Annotated in this window: 16 protein-coding genes, 1 tRNA gene and 2 other annotated features; of the genes, 13 read left to right on the top strand and 4 right to left on the bottom strand. The window is 35.1% G+C overall.

What is annotated here, in order from left to right; genetic code table 11:
- Positions 1–320 precede the first annotated feature (320 nt).
- Positions 321–532, top strand: a binding site (T-box leader).
- A 56-nt stretch (positions 533–588) separates the two neighbouring features.
- From CBF37_RS09200 to CBF37_RS09180, 5 genes are all read left to right on the top strand, one after another.
- Positions 589–3,234 carry a valine--tRNA ligase gene (locus tag CBF37_RS09200; protein WP_125984455.1) on the top strand — a complete coding sequence of 882 codons (2,646 nt, stop codon included), beginning with the start codon at positions 589–591 and terminating at the stop codon, positions 3,232–3,234.
- 17 nt (positions 3,235–3,251) lie between these two features.
- Entirely contained in the window at positions 3,252–4,556 is a 1,305-nt protein-coding gene (locus tag CBF37_RS09195) for a bifunctional folylpolyglutamate synthase/dihydrofolate synthase (protein WP_125984454.1), read from the top strand.
- Entirely contained in the window at positions 4,543–5,208 is a 666-nt protein-coding gene (locus CBF37_RS09190) for an HAD family hydrolase (RefSeq protein ID WP_125984453.1), read from the top strand. The genes CBF37_RS09195 and CBF37_RS09190 overlap by 14 nt, the downstream gene beginning before the upstream one ends.
- Before the next feature lie 57 nt (positions 5,209–5,265).
- Positions 5,266–5,943 carry a RadC family protein gene (gene radC, locus CBF37_RS09185; RefSeq protein WP_125984452.1) on the top strand — a complete coding sequence of 226 codons (678 nt, stop codon included), beginning with the start codon at positions 5,266–5,268 and terminating at the stop codon, positions 5,941–5,943.
- 162 nt (positions 5,944–6,105) lie between these two features.
- Positions 6,106–6,306 carry a cold-shock protein gene (locus CBF37_RS09180; RefSeq protein WP_125984451.1) on the top strand — a complete coding sequence of 67 codons (201 nt, stop codon included), beginning with the start codon at positions 6,106–6,108 and terminating at the stop codon, positions 6,304–6,306.
- A 91-nt stretch (positions 6,307–6,397) separates the two neighbouring features.
- Here the strand turns inward: CBF37_RS09180 and CBF37_RS09175 are convergent, their stop codons facing one another.
- From CBF37_RS09175 to CBF37_RS09170, 3 genes are all read right to left on the bottom strand, one after another.
- Positions 6,398–7,144, bottom strand: coding sequence for a tyrosine-protein phosphatase (locus tag CBF37_RS09175; RefSeq protein WP_125984450.1), 747 nt, complete (start codon positions 7,142–7,144; stop codon positions 6,398–6,400).
- Between the two features lie 292 nt (positions 7,145–7,436).
- Positions 7,437–7,571, bottom strand: a complete 135-nt coding sequence (locus CBF37_RS11790) for an alpha/beta hydrolase (protein ID WP_165866682.1) — start codon at positions 7,569–7,571, stop codon at positions 7,437–7,439.
- Positions 7,564–7,755, bottom strand: a complete 192-nt coding sequence (locus tag CBF37_RS09170) for an alpha/beta hydrolase fold domain-containing protein (RefSeq protein WP_125984449.1) — start codon at positions 7,753–7,755, stop codon at positions 7,564–7,566. Before CBF37_RS09170 ends, CBF37_RS11790 begins: the two co-directional genes overlap by 8 nt.
- Before the next feature lie 347 nt (positions 7,756–8,102).
- Here CBF37_RS09170 and CBF37_RS09165 point away from each other — a divergent pair, with 347 nt between their 5' ends.
- The 4 genes from CBF37_RS09165 (at position 8,103) to CBF37_RS09150 (ending at position 14,652) form a co-directional block, all read left to right on the top strand.
- Positions 8,103–9,485, top strand: a complete 1,383-nt coding sequence (locus CBF37_RS09165; RefSeq protein ID WP_125984448.1) for a TrkH family potassium uptake protein — start codon at positions 8,103–8,105, stop codon at positions 9,483–9,485.
- Between the two features lie 171 nt (positions 9,486–9,656).
- Complete coding sequence (gene alsS / locus CBF37_RS09160; RefSeq protein ID WP_125984447.1) at positions 9,657–11,321, top strand: acetolactate synthase AlsS; 1,665 nt, start codon at positions 9,657–9,659, stop codon at positions 11,319–11,321.
- Positions 11,322–11,337: 16 nt separating this feature from the next.
- Complete coding sequence (gene budA, locus CBF37_RS09155; RefSeq protein ID WP_125984446.1) at positions 11,338–12,051, top strand: acetolactate decarboxylase; 714 nt, start codon at positions 11,338–11,340, stop codon at positions 12,049–12,051.
- A gap of 450 nt (positions 12,052–12,501) precedes the next feature.
- The gene (locus CBF37_RS09150; RefSeq protein ID WP_125984445.1) at positions 12,502–14,652 is read left to right on the top strand and encodes a PTS sugar transporter subunit IIABC; all 2,151 of its coding nucleotides are present in this window, start codon (positions 12,502–12,504) and stop codon (positions 14,650–14,652) included.
- Positions 14,653–14,982: 330 nt separating this feature from the next.
- On the opposite strand, the gene CBF37_RS09145 is transcribed toward CBF37_RS09150, so the two are convergent.
- Positions 14,983–15,056 (bottom strand) — tRNA-Arg (locus tag CBF37_RS09145).
- Positions 15,057–15,321: 265 nt separating this feature from the next.
- On the opposite strand from CBF37_RS09145, the gene CBF37_RS09140 reads away from it, so the two are divergent.
- The 4 genes from CBF37_RS09140 (at position 15,322) to rpmA (ending at position 17,064) form a co-directional block, all read left to right on the top strand.
- Positions 15,322–15,933, top strand: a complete 612-nt coding sequence (locus tag CBF37_RS09140) for a TetR/AcrR family transcriptional regulator (protein WP_165866681.1) — start codon at positions 15,322–15,324, stop codon at positions 15,931–15,933.
- A gap of 82 nt (positions 15,934–16,015) precedes the next feature.
- Positions 16,016–16,088 (top strand) — a sequence feature (ribosomal protein L21 leader region).
- A 19-nt stretch (positions 16,089–16,107) separates the two neighbouring features.
- Positions 16,108–16,416 carry a 50S ribosomal protein L21 gene (gene rplU, locus CBF37_RS09135; RefSeq protein ID WP_125984443.1) on the top strand — a complete coding sequence of 103 codons (309 nt, stop codon included), beginning with the start codon at positions 16,108–16,110 and terminating at the stop codon, positions 16,414–16,416.
- 23 nt (positions 16,417–16,439) lie between these two features.
- Positions 16,440–16,766, top strand: coding sequence for a ribosomal-processing cysteine protease Prp (locus CBF37_RS09130; protein WP_125984442.1), 327 nt, complete (start codon positions 16,440–16,442; stop codon positions 16,764–16,766).
- Between the two features lie 13 nt (positions 16,767–16,779).
- Entirely contained in the window at positions 16,780–17,064 is a 285-nt protein-coding gene (gene rpmA / locus CBF37_RS09125) for a 50S ribosomal protein L27 (protein WP_125984441.1), read from the top strand.
- The last annotated feature ends 77 nt before the right edge of the window (positions 17,065–17,141 follow it).

Genomic DNA, 17,141 nt, shown 5'->3' with positions numbered 1-17,141 from the left:
AATTTTTAATAATACTAAAAAAATAAGCGGATTGGTGTGCTGCTGAGAGTGTAACAATGACAATGATCCGTGACACAGATATAGGGTTTGCTAAAAGTTATGGCGTGTTTATTCCAGAAAGTAATCGTTTAGCACGTGCTATTTTTGTTGTTGGACAAGAGGTACTGTAAAACATGCTGAAATTGTTTCAGAAATTACTAGTGAACCGAATTATGCAGCAGCAATCAGTGCTGCTTTAAAATAATTGTAATTTTTTATTTTAAGTTAACTTTCATAAAATTTGACCTGAGTTCTGATTAATTGTAGAATACTAAGTAATAACTTATGCGTTGATTAAGAGGAGTAATATCGAGAGAAGTTAAAGAGAGAAAATGATGTGCTGAGACATTTTCCTTTAAACGATATGAAGGTTGCTTAGGAGCAGATATATATCCGATTAGTAATCGTTATCTTACTAAATGAGTGATAGCATTAGTGTTAAACTATGCTATAATCTAGGTGGTACCGCGAAACTTATTAATTCGTCCTAAAATAGAAATATTTTAGGGCTTTTTTTTATTTTTTAAAAAAGAAAGGGAGACATCTATTATGTCAGAAGAAACAAATAATTTAGCTTCAAAGTTTGATCCTCATGCTGTTGAAGCCGGTCGTTATGAAAAATGGCTGACACAAGATTTATTTAAACCAAGCGGTGACGAAACAGCGCCCGCATATTCTATTGTTATTCCGCCGCCAAATGTTACGGGTAAACTACACTTAGGTCATGCTTGGGATACAACATTACAAGACATGATTATCCGTCAAAAAAGAATGCAAGGTTTTGATACGCTGTGGTTACCAGGGATGGACCACGCAGGAATTGCGACACAAGCAAAAGTTGAAGAAAAACTTCGAGGTGAAGGAATCACCCGGTATGATTTGGGCCGTGAAAAATTTATTGAGAAAACACAAGAATGGAAAGAAGAGTATGCTGACCACATTCGTGAGCAATGGGCAAAACTCGGTTTATCTGTAGATTATTCTCGCGAACGTTTTACTTTGGATGGTGGTTTATCTGATGCGGTTCGCAAAGTCTTTGTGAAACTTTATAATAAAGGATTGATTTATCGCGGTGAGTACATCATTAATTGGGATCCGCAAGCCAAGACAGCATTATCTGATATTGAGGTTATTCACCAAGATGTTGAGGGTGCTTTTTATCATATGTATTATCCGTTAGCTGATGGTAGCGGTCAACTTGAAATTGCAACAACTCGTCCGGAAACAATGCTTGGTGATACGGCAGTCGCGGTTCACCCATCAGATGTTCGCTACCAGCATCTGATTGGGGAGAAGGTTATATTACCGTTAGTGAATAAAGAGATTCCAATCGTCGGTGACGAATACGTGGATATGGAATTTGGAACCGGAGTAGTTAAAATTACACCTGCGCATGATCCAAATGATTTTGAGGTCGGCAATCGTCATAATTTACCACGTGTTAACGTAATGGATGCAGATGCTACAATGAATGAGTTGTCTGGCAAATATGCCGGCATGGATCGTTTTGCCGCACGTAAAGCTGTGATTGCGGATTTAGATGAATTAGGTCTATTAAAGAAAATCGAAAAAATGACACACAGCGTTGGTCACTCAGAACGTACGGGCGTAGTAGTAGAACCTCGCCTTTCAACACAGTGGTTTGTAAAAATGCAACCACTGGCAGAAATGGCAATTAAAAATCAGGAAACTGATGATGCCGTTGATTTTTATCCGCCACGTTTTAATCAAACATTCTTAACTTGGATGGAAAACGTTCATGATTGGGTTGTTTCACGTCAATTATGGTGGGGACATCAAATTCCTGCTTGGTACCATAAAGAAACAGGAGAAATGTATGTCGGAGAAGAGGCACCTAAGGACCTTGAAAATTGGACACAGGATGAGGACGTACTTGATACGTGGTTCAGTTCAGCTTTATGGCCATTTTCAACAATGGGCTGGCCGGATACTGACAGCGATGACTTTAAACGTTATTTTCCAACTAGTACATTGGTAACCGGTTATGATATCATCTTTTTCTGGGTAAGCCGGATGATTTTCCAAAGTTTGGAGTTTACAAATGAACGACCGTTTGAAAATGTCTTGATTCATGGGTTAATCCGTGCGGAAGATGGACGTAAAATGAGTAAGTCGCTTGGCAACGGCATTGATCCAATGGAAGTTATTGATAAATATGGTGCTGATGCATTGCGCTGGTTCTTATCTAATGGTTCAACACCAGGTCAGGATATGCGTTTCAGTTATGAAAAAATGGATGCTGCCTGGAACTTTATTAATAAAATATGGAATGCCTCTCGTTTTGTGTTAATGAATATCGAAGGATTCAACTACGAAGATATTAACCTTGAAGGTAAAAAGACTGTTGCGGATGAATGGATTTTAACTCGTCTAAATGAAACCATCGAAAGAGTAACTTATTTCTTTGATAAATTTGAGTTTGGTGAAGCAGGTCGTTACTTATATAACTTTATCTGGGATGATTTCTGTGACTGGTATATTGAGATGAGTAAAGAAGTATTATATGGTGCTGATGAAGTACAAAAACAAATGACTCGCAGTATTTTGACGCATGTTTTAGATAATATTTTACGTCTGTTGCATCCGATTATGCCGTTTGTGACGGAAGAAATCTGGGAAAAAATTCCGCATCAAGGTGAATCAATTGTTGTTGCCAGCTATCCTGAAGTGAATGAGACGTTTACGAATCATTCAGCTGCAGAAGGTATGGAGGTTTTAAAAGAATTGATTCGTGCCGTTCGTAATATTCGTGCGGAAGTCAATACACCGTTATCTAAACCAATTACACTTTTAATCAAACCAACGAAAGACTCTGTAGCCACTTTCTTAGCAACTAACACAAACTATATTGAACGTTTCTGTAATCCTGAAGAAATTGTCTTATCAGAATCAGTGCAAGCTCCGGACACTGCAATGAGTGCTGTCATTACGGGTGCTGAAATTTATCTACCATTAGAAGGTCTAATTAATATTGATGAAGAAATTATTCGTCTTGAAAAAGAACTAGCTAAATGGACTGATGAAGTATCACGAGTACAGAAAAAATTAGCTAATGAGCGTTTTGTTTCCAATGCACCGGAAGCAGTGGTTGCAGGCGAGAAAGTTAAAGAGAAGGAATATTTGGAAAAACAAGCTTCAGTGACCGAACGAATCAACAATCTAAAAAATAATTAAGAATAGGTGTGACCGGTGTGACATATGAACAAACAGTAAACTGGATTCATGATCGTTTGAAATTCGGTATTCGTCCGGGATTGTTACGAATCAGTGCTTTATTGGAAAAATTAGATAATCCTCAAAATAAGCTGCGAACTGTTCATATTGCGGGGACAAACGGTAAAGGGTCAACAACGGCATTTTTGCGTAATCTTTTAGAAGAAACCGGCTTGACAGTTGGTACCTTTACCTCACCTTATGTTGAGCGGTTTAATGAACGAATTTCCATTGATGGTGTACCAATTCCTGACGACGATTTAGTAGCATTATTAAAAAAAATTCAGCCGCTCGTAATTGAGATGGATCAAGATGAATCTTTAAAAGATATGGTTGAATTTGAAATTTTGACAGCTATGATGCTTCAATACTTTGTTGAACAAGAAGTTGATATTGTGATAGTGGAAGTTGGGTTAGGCGGTTTGCTTGACGCAACAAATGTCATAACTCCCATAGCATCTGCAATCACAACGATTGGTTTAGATCATGTTGCTATTTTAGGCGATTCTTTAGCTGAAATTGCAGCACAAAAAGCTGGGATTATTAAACCAAAGATTCCGGTGGTTGTCGGTAAAGTGCCAAAAGAGGCTGAAAAAGTCATTATTAAGACGGCTGTAGCTAATCAAGCACCGGTTTACCAATATGGTCATGATTTTAATAGCCGCTATCATCAACCTGATGGTCAATGGGGTGAGTCATTTGATTATATATCAGAAAACAACAAATATGATATGATTCGAACCGGCTTAATGGGCAAACATCAAGTTGATAATGCATCAGTGGCAATTAAACTGTATGAAATTATCTGTGAAAAGTTAAGCTTACGCAGTCAGTCAAAAATTGTTAAACAGTCATTACTGCAAACGAATTGGCCAGGTCGTATGGAAAAGTTGTCAGATAGTCCGCTGATTGTGATTGATGGGGCTCACAATGAGCACGCGATGGATGTATTGCGTGATAATTTAATAAAAGAATTCTCAACTGTCGTATGTCATGTTATTTTCGGAGCGCTAACGACAAAGGACGTCAGCAGTATGTTGATAGATTTGGAGACGGTACCTAATTTAACATTGAAAGTAACTGAATTTGATTTTCCTAGTGCGATGCGTCAAGAAGATTATGAGGCAATCAGCAAGACTGCCTACTTAAGTTGGCAAGAAGCTTTAGCAGATGTCTTGAGTGAAATGGAAGAGAACGATTTGATTTTAATAACAGGGTCGCTGTACTTTATTTCCCAAGTTAGGCAGACACTAATAGGAGGCACAATGGATGAAGAAAATTAGCGGTGTTATATTTGATATGGATGGGCTGTTGCTCGATACGGAAGCAATTTATTGTGAATACAATATAAAGTATGCAAAAAAATGGGGACTAACCGGTTATGACGAGCATGCGTATCGTGAGGAAATTGGGTTGGGAGAGAAGGCAGTGTATGAAAAGTATTTTAATGATTATTCTGAACTGCCCAGAGAAGCCATCGAAAATTTCTTTAACGAAACACGTGGTGCTATTCAAAAAGAGTTTGATAGAGATGGGGCGCCACTAAAACCGGGGGTTGTAGAATTAATTAATTATTTGAAAGAAAATAAAATTCCTATTGCCGTTGCATCAAGTAATAATCGTGTGGCAGTCGATAATTTATTGACGAAAGCAGGCATCCTTAAAGAGTTTGATGCTGTGGTCAGCGGTGATGATGTAACTCACGCAAAGCCGCATCCTGAAATTGTTGAAAAGGCAGTTGCTGCTTTAGGAACTAAATCTGAAGAGACTTTAATGCTTGAAGATGCGCTGAATGGTGTACGTGCTGCTTACGCAGCAAGTGTACCAGTTATCATGGTGCCAGATATTCTGCCTCCAGATGATGAAGTGAGAGAAAAAGCGTATGCTATTGAACCAGATCTTTTTGCTGTTAAAGAGTTTATTAAAACACGATAATTTTAAATTCTTCCATTTACTTATCTTACTATTAGATAGGTGAATGGAGGTTTTTTAATGACATTTATTCAGGAATGTAATGAGGAATATCGACCAAGGGAAAGGTTGATGAAGTATGGTGCATCAACGTTATCTCATCAAGAACTGCTTGCAATTCTTTTACGAACTGGAACAAAAAATAAAGATGTACTTGATTTAGCACAGACAATTTTACTTCATTTTGAAAATTTATATGATTTAAAATCTGCCAGTATCGAAGAATTAATCGTAATTGAAGGGGTGGGTCCAGTTAAAGCAATTGAATTGTTAGCAGTTGCAGAATTTGGGATGCGCTTAGCTATGTCTTCGCAAATCAAACTAGGTCAAGTTGTGTCGAGTTATGATTTAGCTCATCAACTGATAATAGAAATGAAAGATTTACAGCAAGAACATCTCCTAGCATTATATTTAAATACAAAAAATGAGTTGATTAAAAAAAAGACAATTTTTATTGGCAGTGTTAATCAATCAATTGCACATCCACGGGAAATTTTTCGTCTAGCTGTCAAATCATCAGCAGCAAAGATTGTTATTGCCCATAATCATCCTTCTGGAAATCCAGTCCCATCAAAACAGGACATTCTGTTTACTGAGAGACTTGTTAAATGCGGAGAAATGCTGGGAATTGAAGTGTTGGATCATTTGATTATAGCTGCAGAAGGGTATGTCAGTTTTAAAGAAACGAAGCGTATTTAAACTAAGATAGCCCTTGCATTTGCTAAAAGTATGCGTTATGATTAGTGTGTAATTTGATTTTGGATTTCAATAGAAGTTGTTTCAAAAAGGTAGCACCTCTATCGACCGAAAGCAAGAATTACAAATATCATTATGTGCTTAAGGCACGAGGAGGAAAATAACATGGCTCAAGGAACAGTTAAATGGTTTAACGCTGAAAAAGGTTTTGGATTTATCCAACAAGAAGAAGGAAATGACGTATTTGTACATTTCTCAGCAATTGAAGGTGACGGATTTAAAACTTTAGAAGAAGGACAAGCAGTTACTTTTGAAGTGGAAGAAACTGACCGTGGACCTCAAGCAGCTAACGTAACTAAAGACTAATTAAAACTTAACAAGAATCAGCGAGCAATCGTTGGTTCTTTTTTTTATAACAAAACACCGTTCATGATTTAGATGAGCGGTGTTTTGTTAATTAATTTAAATAGTATGTTTTAAATTGATCGATATCTTCCTTAGACCAACCGATGATTTCTTTAATATAATTATCGATGCCACCAAATTGAGAATCAATGATTTGATAAGCACTGTCTAAGTACTCTTTTTTTACTTCTAGCGCAATCAGCAATGTAGATTTTTGGGAATCAGATAGTGAATGTTGTTTATTGATTTCAGCAATCATTTGTTCGTTTGCTTGTTTTCGAGAAGTATTGGTTTTTAAATAATCCGTATAGATATCCTCTCTAGAGACTCCTAGTATCTCTAAAATCAGCATAGCACCAATGCCTGTACGATCTTTACCAGCAAAGCAGTGAAAAATAGTACTGCCGTGCTCAAACATTAATGTGTTTAAAAATCTTTTATATCCATTTTGAACTGATTCGTCTAAAATTAATTCTTTGTAAATTGTTTCCATATATGAAGATACTTGAGAAAAATCATCTAATTTCACAAAATCATCTAGACTTGCGCTACCAGTATCTGTACTTCCTAATAAATCAATGTGAAGGTAGGATGTACCTTCTAATTGTGTATCGGGATGCTCACTAATTTCACGCTCACTTCTAAAATCAACGATTTTTGTCAATTGATGTTTTCGTAAAAGTTTAATATCATTTTCGTTTAACTGATAAAGTTCTCCAGATCGTAGTAAACGATTGCTCTTAACTGTTTGGTTATTTCTAGTTTTTAAGCCACCTAAGTCTCTAAAATTTGTAATCATATATGATATCCTCCTGTATCAAATTAAAACCACAAGTATATTATATGAAATTAAAATAAAAAGGTAAATGATACATAGAAATAAATTAAAAGTCCTCTAAAGTTAATTTTAAAGATCAAATGACAGTGTCATCTTTAAAGGGATTAATATTTCCGACAAAAGTTAGTATGAGTGGAAATTCTAGGTAATTCGTTTCTCTTGCGAGAGTCGAACATTTGGTTATGGCTTATCGGTTTACCTAAATTCCTAGCTATTTTATTTTGTTTTCATTCTAAACAGGTGCATCGTTGTACTACATTGATTTAGTTGTCATTCGATCATCAATCATCGGATAAATAGGAATTTGAAAAGCAATCTTAACCTGCTTGTTGTCTCTGGCCATTAAACTACCGCCAGCATTTTTAGACATCGACGAATAATTAATCATCACTAATACCTAATTGCTCAACATTTTCTTTCATCAAAAGTAATGCAGTATAGCAATCATTAATCACAGCTAGGTAAGGATCTTCAGTGGAGAGAATGTAATCAGGACGGACCATGATACAATCTTCAGCATTAATCATATCTCTAGAAAGAAAAAAATTAACCGTGACACCACGATAATCCAAGTACAGGCTGGCTAAATTTATATTTTTGTTTTAAGATAAGCAGTTTTAGAAACGTGTGATCTTTTCTTTTGATGAATATAACATTATCTTTGCTCATTCTGCTTTTGGTTATTAATCGTTTCTTCTTAAAAAACGGTGACTTTTCTAGTTCGATATTAAGGATTCATCGATAAATATCACCAGACATCTTTAGTTCAAAATGAATTATATTGTTAGTAATTTTCACAGCATTTCTCCTTTTTTAATTGCCGTTCTTCATATTGTACAATTAAAAATCAGTAGTTGTCGATTTATATGGATAGCAATATTCTTATAAAAGATTGAACAGTGTTCGTTACCCGTGTACAATGGCTATATCTATTATAAATTTAAGGAGAACAACTATGTTTAAACGAAAAGAATCGTTAGTTCCGAGGATGAGTACGGTTCAATTTATTACACTTATGTTTGTTGTAATTATTTTTCTAGGGGCTTTTTTATTATGGTTGCCTTTTTCTCAAAAGCCAGGTCAGACCATTAGTTTTATTGATGCATTATTTATTGCAACCTCATCTGTTTGTGTGACTGGATTAACTCCTGTCAATGTTTCTGAGGTTTTTAATTCTATGGGTCATACGATTATGATGATTTTAATTGAACTTGGCGGATTGGGATTTATGTCAGTTTTCTTAATGATAGCTATTTTATTGAAGAAGCGAGTGTCATTTCAGTCCAGACTTGTTATTAAAGATATGCTAAATGCGGATAGTCATGGCGGTATTATTCGCTTATTAACTTTTGTTTTAAAGTTTTCTTTGACCGTTCAAGCCGTTGGTGCTTTACTATTGTCGTTTCAATTTATTCCTGAATACGGTGTGAAGAAAGGTGTTTTTTTCAGCATTTTTCACTCTATTTCAGCTTTTTGTAATGCCGGTTTTGATTTGTTTGGCAATAGTTTAATCAGTTACCGAGATAATCCGTATATTCTAGTGATCATCTCGTTATTGATTGTTGCTGGTGGATTTGGGTTTATTGTCTGGTATGATTTGATTCATTTTAAAGAAACCAAACGATTAAGTTTGCACACACGTTTAGCATTAATTGTGACAGGATCATTGTTAGCAATTGGTTTTATTATTTTTTACTTTACCGATGTGCAAAAGAACGGATCTATAATTGCCAGATTAGCTAACAGCTTCTTTCTAAGTGTGACACCAAGGACTGCAGGGTTTGTCTCAATTGATTATGGTGATTTTAGTTATGCTGGTATTATGTTGACGATTGTTCTAATGTTTATTGGAGGGACTTCTGGTTCGACAGCCGGTGGTGTTAAAACAACTACAATTGGTGTTTTGGGATTGCAGGTTATCAGTTTATTTAAGGGCCGAGAATCTGCGGAAGGATTTGAGAGAACAGTCCCAACAGCTACAGTTTTAAAATCTTTTGTTTTAGTTTTTTTTGCAAGTATGCTTTGCTTTGTAAGTTCACTTGTCCTATCATTAACAGAAACAATTCCACAAAACTCCGGTATTGAGTATGTCTTATTTGAGGTTGTGTCAGCTTTTGCAACAGTAGGGTTGACGATGGGGTTGACCCCGGATTTGACTTATTTTGGTAAAATATTAATTATTTTTTTGATGTTCATTGGTCGAGTCGGATTATATACAGTTAGTTTTTCTTTAATAAACCGATCACGTAAAGCATCTATTAAGAATATTTCGTACCCTAAAGAGAACGTTCTGGTAGGGTAATTAGGAAAGCTGATATTAATTTATCAGCTTTTTTTATTTTTTTCAGTAAATGGCTTAACAAATTAAATAATTAGAGTTATAATATAAAACAGATTTGAAAACTGTATTATATATCAAGTGTATATATTATTGTTAAACCTTTAAAATAAACGTTCAGGGGGAATGGTACACATGTCAAAAGAGTATAACAAAGGCGCGGATAATATTGTTCAGAGTTTGAAAAATCATCAGGTAGATTATGTATTTGGTATCCCCGGTGCAAAAATTGATGGTGTGTTTGATTCGCTAAAGGATGATGGGCCGGAATTAATTGTTACAAGGCATGAACAAAATGCTGCATTTATGGCACAAGCTATCGGTCGTATTACTGGAAATCCAGGTGTTGTTATAGCGACAAGTGGTCCTGGAGCCAGTAATTTAGCAACGGGCTTAGTGACAGCAACAGCTGAAGGCGATCCAGTATTGGCGATAGCAGGGCAAGTAAAACGGTCAGATTTATTGAAATTAACACATCAAAGTATGGACAATGCGGCATTATTCGAACCTATCACGAAGTATAGTGCTGAAATTCAAGATCCCGAAACAATTTCTGAGGTTATCGCTAATGCTTATCGCTTATCGAAAAGCGGGAAAAAAGGAGCCAGTTTTATCAGTATTCCGCAGGATGTTGTCGATTCACCCGTTAGTACGAATGTGATTAAACCATTAAAAGATCCTGAACTTGGTTCAGCATCAAATGCAGATATTAAATATTTAGCTGATTTACTTGAACAAGCCGAACTTCCAGTACTGCTAGTCGGTATGCGTGGTTCAGGACATAAAGAAGTAAATGCGATTCGTCGATTGGTTGAAAAAACTAAGTTGCCAGTAGTAGAAACATATCAGGCAGCTGGAGTTGTTTCAAGAAGTTTGGAAGACAGTTTCTTTGGACGCGTCGGGTTGTTCAGAAATCAACCTGGGGATATGTTGCTGAAAAAAAGTGATCTAGTGATTGCGGTCGGCTATGATCCAATTGAATATGAAGCTAGGAATTGGAATGCTGAAAAAGATGCACAAGTTATTGTTATAGATGAAACTTTTGCAGAAATTGATGCGTATATGCAACCTAAGCGTGAACTTATTGGAAATATTGCTGCAACATTAGATTTATTAACTGATGAATTAAGTGGTGAACAAGTGGCTGAGGAATCAAAAAAATATTTGATATACTTACAAAATCGTTTAACTGAACGTGATGTAGCAACGAAAAAGGGTGATTCTGGTTTAGTTCATCCGTTAGAAGCAATTAATGTCCTACAATCAAATGTGACAGATGAAATGACAGTAACAGTTGACGTAGGTAGTCATTATATCTGGATGGCACGACATTTTAGAAGTTATGAACCAAGACGTTTGCTATTCAGCAATGGTATGCAGACGTTAGGGGTTGCTCTACCTTGGGCAATAGGTGCAGCATTAGTACGCCCTGAGGCACAAATTATTTCAGTTTCAGGTGATGGTGGATTTCTATTCTCTGCACAAGATCTGGAAACAGCTGTCAGAAGAAAATTAAAAATAGTACATATTATTTGGAATGATGGTCACTATAATATGGTAGAATTCCAAGAAGTTATGAAATATCAACGATCATCTGGTGTTGATTTTGGTCCTGTTGACTTCGTGAAATATGCAGAAGCTTTTGGAGCCAAAGGAATAAGAGCAACAACGGCAATAGAACTTGATCAAGCTTTAAAAAACGCCTTTGCGACAGAAGGACCAGTAGTTATAGATGTGCCGATTGATTACAGTGATAATGCTGAACTTGGAAAAACGATATTGCCAGATCAATTTTATTAATAAGGAGTGAAGTAGTATGAACGATAAATATTTATTTCAACATGGAACTTTAGGTGCTCTTATGGCTGGTTTGATGGAAGGAAATGAAAAAATATCGACGCTTTTGCAACACGGTGATTTAGGTATTGGTACGCTTGATGGATTAGATGGCGAGGTGATTATTCTTGATAAACACGCTTACCAAGCTAAATCTAATGGGGCGCTTGTTGAATTGTCAGGAGAAGAGTTAACACCATACGCTGCAGTAACAATGTTCAATGTAGATAATTCTTTTCCAGTTGATAAAATGATGACAAGTAAAGAATTAAAAGAAAAAGTTGTAACCTACTTAAAAAGCCAAAACTTATTTGCAGCAGTTAAAATATCTGGAACATTTAAAAAAATGCATGTTCGTGTCATGCCAAAGCAGTTCCCACCGTTTAAAAAGTTAGTGGATGTTTCAAAAGTCCAACCAGAGTTTGAAAGAACGGAGATTAAAGGAACTATTGTCGGATTTTATACACCTACACTTTTTCAAGGGATGTCTGCTGCTGGGTTCCATCTTCATTTTTTGAGCGACTCACATGACTTTGGTGGACATATCCTTGATTTCGATATGTCTGAAGGAATCGTGGAAATAAGTAATATTGAAACATTGCAACAGCACTTTCCTATTAATGATGCTACTTTTTTATCTACAAAAATAGATTATTCTAACGTTGCTGCTGAGATAGAAGAAGCTGAATCATAATAATTAATTAGAAGACTAAGTTATTTTTTTATGTTAGTTATTATTATTTAATAGAAATCATCAAAATGACGTCCTGATTTTCTTAATTGAAAAACGGGACTTTTTTATATGTTTTTGAAAACTATCTACTATTCGTGTTATTTTAAATATTTTCAACATGGTATAAAAAAGACTACTTTAATTTTAAATCTCTAGTTCTCACTGAAATTTTTGGCTTAGTAAGTTGGTGTATGGAATTTTCGCTAATGTATGCATAATAGACATAAAGTGCGGCTGTTTTTATCTATCGTTATTTATAACATTTGATAAAATCATTGAAATTTTCAGTAATGAAAACGGTTGAATAATTGGAGTGAAGGAGTAAATATGATAAAGTGATAAAAGTATTTATAGTTGATGTAAAACAACTATAAATATGCTTAAATTATAGAATAATCAGGGGGTTTTTTTTTGAAGGGTAAAGGTTTTGAAGTCTTGCAAAAAATAGGTAAAACGTTTATGTTACCAATTGCGCTGTTACCGGTTGCAGGGTTGTTATTAGGTGTCGGTGCGTCTTTTACAGGAGATGCTTTTATTAAAACGTATAATCTGCAAGATATATTAAATGAAAAGACACTAATTTTCAAATTTTTGTCGGTTTTAAAAGATTGTGGAGATATTATCTTTGCCAATCTACCACTACTATTTGCAGTATCTGTTGCATTAGGTATGGCAAAAGCAGTTAAAGAAGTGGCAGCTTTGTCTGCTGTAGTTGCATATATTATGATGTATGCTTCATTAACAAGTGTTATTGACAATTTTTTAGATTTAAAAAAATTAGAGCAGACAAGTGGTTTGATTGGTCAAGTATTAGGATTCGAACATACAATGAATACAGGCGTTTTTGGTGGAATTGTTGTTGGTTTAATTGTGGCATGGTTGCACAATAAATTTTATAAGATTGATTTACCGGATGCTCTATCGTTTTTCAGTGGTACTCGTTTTGTGCCGATTATTTCAGCATTAGCAGGTGTGGCGTTAGGTTTTATTTTTGCTTTTATTTGGCCGTTTGTGGCAGCTGGGATTGCCGCACTAGGTGTACTTGTTGCTAATTTAGGCGTTGTGGGAACATTTATCTACGGTTTTGCTTATCGTGCATTGATTCCGTTAGGTTTGCATCATGTATTTTACTTACCGTTTTGGCAAACAGCTTTAGGCGGAGTTGCAACGATTGATGGTCAAACAGTTGAAGGTGCACAAAATATTCTGTTTGCTCAATTGGGAGCAGGTATTCCGATTAGTCCGGAATATTCTAAGTTTTTCTCGGGAATGTTTCCATTTATGATTTTTGGATATCCGGCAGCGGCATACGCAATGTATCGTCAAGCTAAGCCGAATAAAAAAGAGAAAACGAAGGGATTACTTTTTTCAGCATCGTTAACATCAATTTTCACTGGAATCACTGAACCTTTAGAGTTTTCATTCTTATTTGCATCGCCATTCTTGTATTTTGGTGTACATTGTGTACTTGCAGCGTTATCGTTTGCTATTATGAACATACTGCAAGTGGGAGTAGGTGTAACATTCTCAGGAGGTTTGCTTGATTTTGTTTTATATGGCATCCTACCTGGTCAAGAAATGACAAATTGGATACCAGTTATCTTTGTTGGCATCATTTATGCATTTGTTTACTATTTTGTTTTTACATTTTTTATTAAGAAATATGATATTAAAACACCAGGTCGTGAAGACGATGATGTTGAAACTAAGTTGCACTCAAAACAAGACTACCTGAACAGTAAAGATGGTAAAGAGTATACAGAAGAAGAAAAGTTATCGTATCAAATCATATTAGGATTAGGTGGTAATGGTAATTTAGTTGACGTAGATAACTGTGCGACACGTTTACGAGTAAATGTAAAAGATGGATTGCAAGTTAATCAATCTCTTCTGAAAGATGCTGGAGCAGCAGGTGTTGTTGTAAATGGTAATGGAGTTCAAGTTATTTTTGGACCTAAAGTAGCTAATATTAAAACGAACATTGATGAATTTATTGCTGCAGGACCTAAAGTAGTTATTGGTGAAGAATCAGGTTCAAATTCTGAAGGTGTGCCAACTGTAGATAGTAAAGAAACTATTTCAGCAGTATCAACGGATGTTGAGATGATATCGGAAGCTATATATTCAGTGTCTGAAGGCCGTGTCATTCCTATTTCAGCAGTTGCAGATCAAGTCTTTTCACAAAAGATGATGGGAGATGGTTTTGCTGTCTTACCAACATCAGGTGATATTTATTCTCCAGTTCGCGGTGAAATAATGAGTATCTTCCCGACAAAACATGCTATGGGGATTAAAACCCCTGCTGGCTTAGAACTATTACTTCATATGGGGTTAGATACGGTTCAATTAGAAGGTAAACCGTTTGAATTGCTTGTAGAAGAAGGTCAAGAAGTAACTGAGGCAACGCAATTAGCTAAAGTTGATTTACAAGGTATTTTAGATGCTGGTAAAGGACTGGATATGATTGTAGTTATTACAAATATGAATGATTTGACTGAATTAGATTTAACGAATCTTGGTTCTCATCATCACTCTGATGAAATAGGACAATTAAAAAAATAAAATAAGTATAAAAATAGTCGATCCGTTTTTTATGGGTCGACTATTTTTTTTACATTTATTTAATAAAGTAAAAGATAGATGCGTTTATTTAGGTTTATACTTTTAAAATGAAAATTACATTTATTTAATAGATCAACAATTTATAAATATATGTTATAAGGTATAACGAATGAGTAAGTTCTTTGTAACATTTTTCCGAAAAATAGTCTATTAGTTAAAAGAAAAAAATAAAAATATAATTAATTGAAAAGTAATTAATATTTTTTTACATTATATATTTTGCTCATCAAGAAAAAACACTCACTAGTGAAATTAGTGAGTGTTTCATAACGTCGCAGGAGGGATTCGAACCCCCGACCGTTCGCTTAGAAGGCGAATGCTCTATCCGGCTGAGCTACTGCGACAGTAGCGTAAGTAGGTTTCCTATTGCCTTAAGCACAAATAACATAATATAAAATATTCTGCCAATAGTCAATAGAAAAAATTAAAAAAATTAAAAAATTTAAAAAATAAAAAAATGATTAAAAAAATATCTTACAAAAAAGAAATAATGAAGTAGACAATTTTTCATATTTGGTATATAATCTTATGTATACTCTATTATAATAGATTAAACAGATTTGTTTGGGAAACTTATCTGAAAATATGATATTGAGGGGAAGGACACAAATGGGGAAAATAGATCCACGAGTTATTAAAACTCGTAAAAAATTGAGAGGCTCTTTTCTTGAGTTGCTCAAAACACGTACGTTAAGTGAAATGAACATTAAAGATTTAACTAATCAAGCAGGGGTTACCCGAGGAACATTTTATCTGCACTATAAAGACAAGGATACTTTTATTGAAACAATAATGGAAGAAATTATAGAGGACTTCTATAATAACGTTATTATTTACTCAACAATTAATGGTGAAGAGAATGTTCCACAAATGGTTTTAGATAATGTATTTAAATATGTTGGTGAAGCACCTGAGTTTTTTATTGCACTATTAAAAGAAAATGATGCTGATATGTACCGTGTTCTTTTCAGTGATCGCCTATACGACTTTATTTTGGAACACGTGTCTCACTTTAATCCAATACCGGTTAGAAAGCTACCTAAGGAATTAATAACTAATTACTTAGTGTATGCATTATTAGGCATTACCGAGGCTTGGGTGGTAGAAGGTAAGATTTATGCAAATCATTACATGGCAGCAAATGTTGCTAAATTAATGAGATCTGAACTCTTTGAAGAAGTAAGCTTAAACGACTTTTTCATTGATGTTATCGAATATTAGATATTAAAAAGCAAAGTTAGCAAGAAAGTTGTTGACCTTGCTTTTTTGATTTGGTATGATGTTAATGTTGTAATTGTGTGCACCACAGCTACAACCGCTCGAAGTAAGTCTTAAGAACATTTATGTCGCTTATGCCGGCGAGTCTAAGTAAAGAAAAGGAGGTGCGGAACAAACATGTACGCTATTGTTAAAACTGGTGGAAAACAAGTAAAAGTAGAAGTAGGTCAAGCTATTTACGTTGAAAAATTAGACGTAGCAGCGGGTGAAAAAGTTGTGTTTGATGAAGTTATTTTAGTAGGTGGCGAATCAACAAAAGTTGGTACTCCAATTATCGAAGGTGCAACTGTTGAAGGAACTGTTGAAAAACAAGGAAAACAAAAGAAAGTTGTTACTTTTAAATACAAACCTAAAAAAGATAGTCATCGTAAGCAAGGTCACCGTCAACCATATACAAAAATTATGATTGATGCTATCAACGCATAATTAATTGAACGGTGGGGTACTAAATGATAAGTGTTTCGTTTTTTTGTGATGAACAAAAACGAATTGTGTCGTTTGAGATGAGCGGTCATGCAGGTTCAGGACCTTATGGGTATGACATTGTTTGTGCAGCTTGTTCGGCTTTATCAATTAACTCTGTTAACAGTATCAGCCGACTAGCTGGTTATGATTTGATAGTTGAATTAGATGAAGGTTATTTATTCGCAGCTTTGCCTGAGGATTTAACTGATCGTCAAAATGATATTACACAAATCTTATTGTCTAGTCTGTTTATTGGACTAAGTGAAATTGAAAAAGAGTATCCAAAATTTATACAACTAACAAAAAAATGAGGAGGTGTATCTCATGTTGAAAATGAATTTACAATTATTCGCCCATAAAAAAGGTGGAGGTTCAACTACTAACGGTCGTGATTCAGAATCTAAACGTCTTGGTGCTAAACGTGCTGACGGTCAAACAGTTTCTGGAGGTTCAATTTTATACCGCCAACGTGGAACAAAAATCTATCCAGGCGCTAACGTAGGTCGCGGAGGCGACGATACATTATATGCTAAAGTGGAAGGCGTTGTACGTTTTGAACGTAAAGGACGCGATAAAACACAAGTTTCTGTGTATCCAGTAGCTAAATAATGCTTTAAAAGATAAGCCTAAACCCTTTCTAGTTAAGGGATTAGGCTTTTTTATTGTATAAATGATTGTTAGAAAGT

Origin of the sequence: Vagococcus vulneris, from assembly GCF_003950515.1 — a bacterium.
In the GTDB taxonomy this organism is placed as follows: domain Bacteria; phylum Bacillota; class Bacilli; order Lactobacillales; family Vagococcaceae; genus Vagococcus; species Vagococcus vulneris.
The sequence above is the reverse complement of the archived record's forward strand: the minus strand, read 5'-3'. Positions and strand labels throughout refer to the sequence as shown.

Excerpts from the sequence above, each read along its gene's own strand:
- rpmA (WP_125984441.1), top strand. The coding sequence starts at position 16,780 with ATGTTGAAAATGAATTTACAATTATTCGCCCATAAAAAAGGTGGAGGT.
- CBF37_RS11790 (WP_165866682.1), bottom strand. The coding sequence starts at position 7,571 with ATGATTAATTATTCGTCGATGTCTAAAAATGCTGGCGGTAGTTTAATG.
- CBF37_RS09140 (WP_165866681.1), top strand. The coding sequence starts at position 15,322 with ATGGGGAAAATAGATCCACGAGTTATTAAAACTCGTAAAAAATTGAGA.
- rplU (WP_125984443.1), top strand. The coding sequence starts at position 16,108 with ATGTACGCTATTGTTAAAACTGGTGGAAAACAAGTAAAAGTAGAAGTA.
- CBF37_RS09180 (WP_125984451.1), top strand. The coding sequence starts at position 6,106 with ATGGCTCAAGGAACAGTTAAATGGTTTAACGCTGAAAAAGGTTTTGGA.
- CBF37_RS09200 (WP_125984455.1), top strand. The coding sequence starts at position 589 with ATGTCAGAAGAAACAAATAATTTAGCTTCAAAGTTTGATCCTCATGCT.
- CBF37_RS09175 (WP_125984450.1), bottom strand. The coding sequence starts at position 7,144 with ATGATTACAAATTTTAGAGACTTAGGTGGCTTAAAAACTAGAAATAAC.
- CBF37_RS09130 (WP_125984442.1), top strand. The coding sequence starts at position 16,440 with ATGATAAGTGTTTCGTTTTTTTGTGATGAACAAAAACGAATTGTGTCG.
- CBF37_RS09165 (WP_125984448.1), top strand. The coding sequence starts at position 8,103 with ATGGCTATATCTATTATAAATTTAAGGAGAACAACTATGTTTAAACGA.
- radC (WP_125984452.1), top strand. The coding sequence starts at position 5,266 with ATGACATTTATTCAGGAATGTAATGAGGAATATCGACCAAGGGAAAGG.
- alsS (WP_125984447.1), top strand. The coding sequence starts at position 9,657 with ATGTCAAAAGAGTATAACAAAGGCGCGGATAATATTGTTCAGAGTTTG.
- CBF37_RS09190 (WP_125984453.1), top strand. The coding sequence starts at position 4,543 with ATGAAGAAAATTAGCGGTGTTATATTTGATATGGATGGGCTGTTGCTC.
- budA (WP_125984446.1), top strand. The coding sequence starts at position 11,338 with ATGAACGATAAATATTTATTTCAACATGGAACTTTAGGTGCTCTTATG.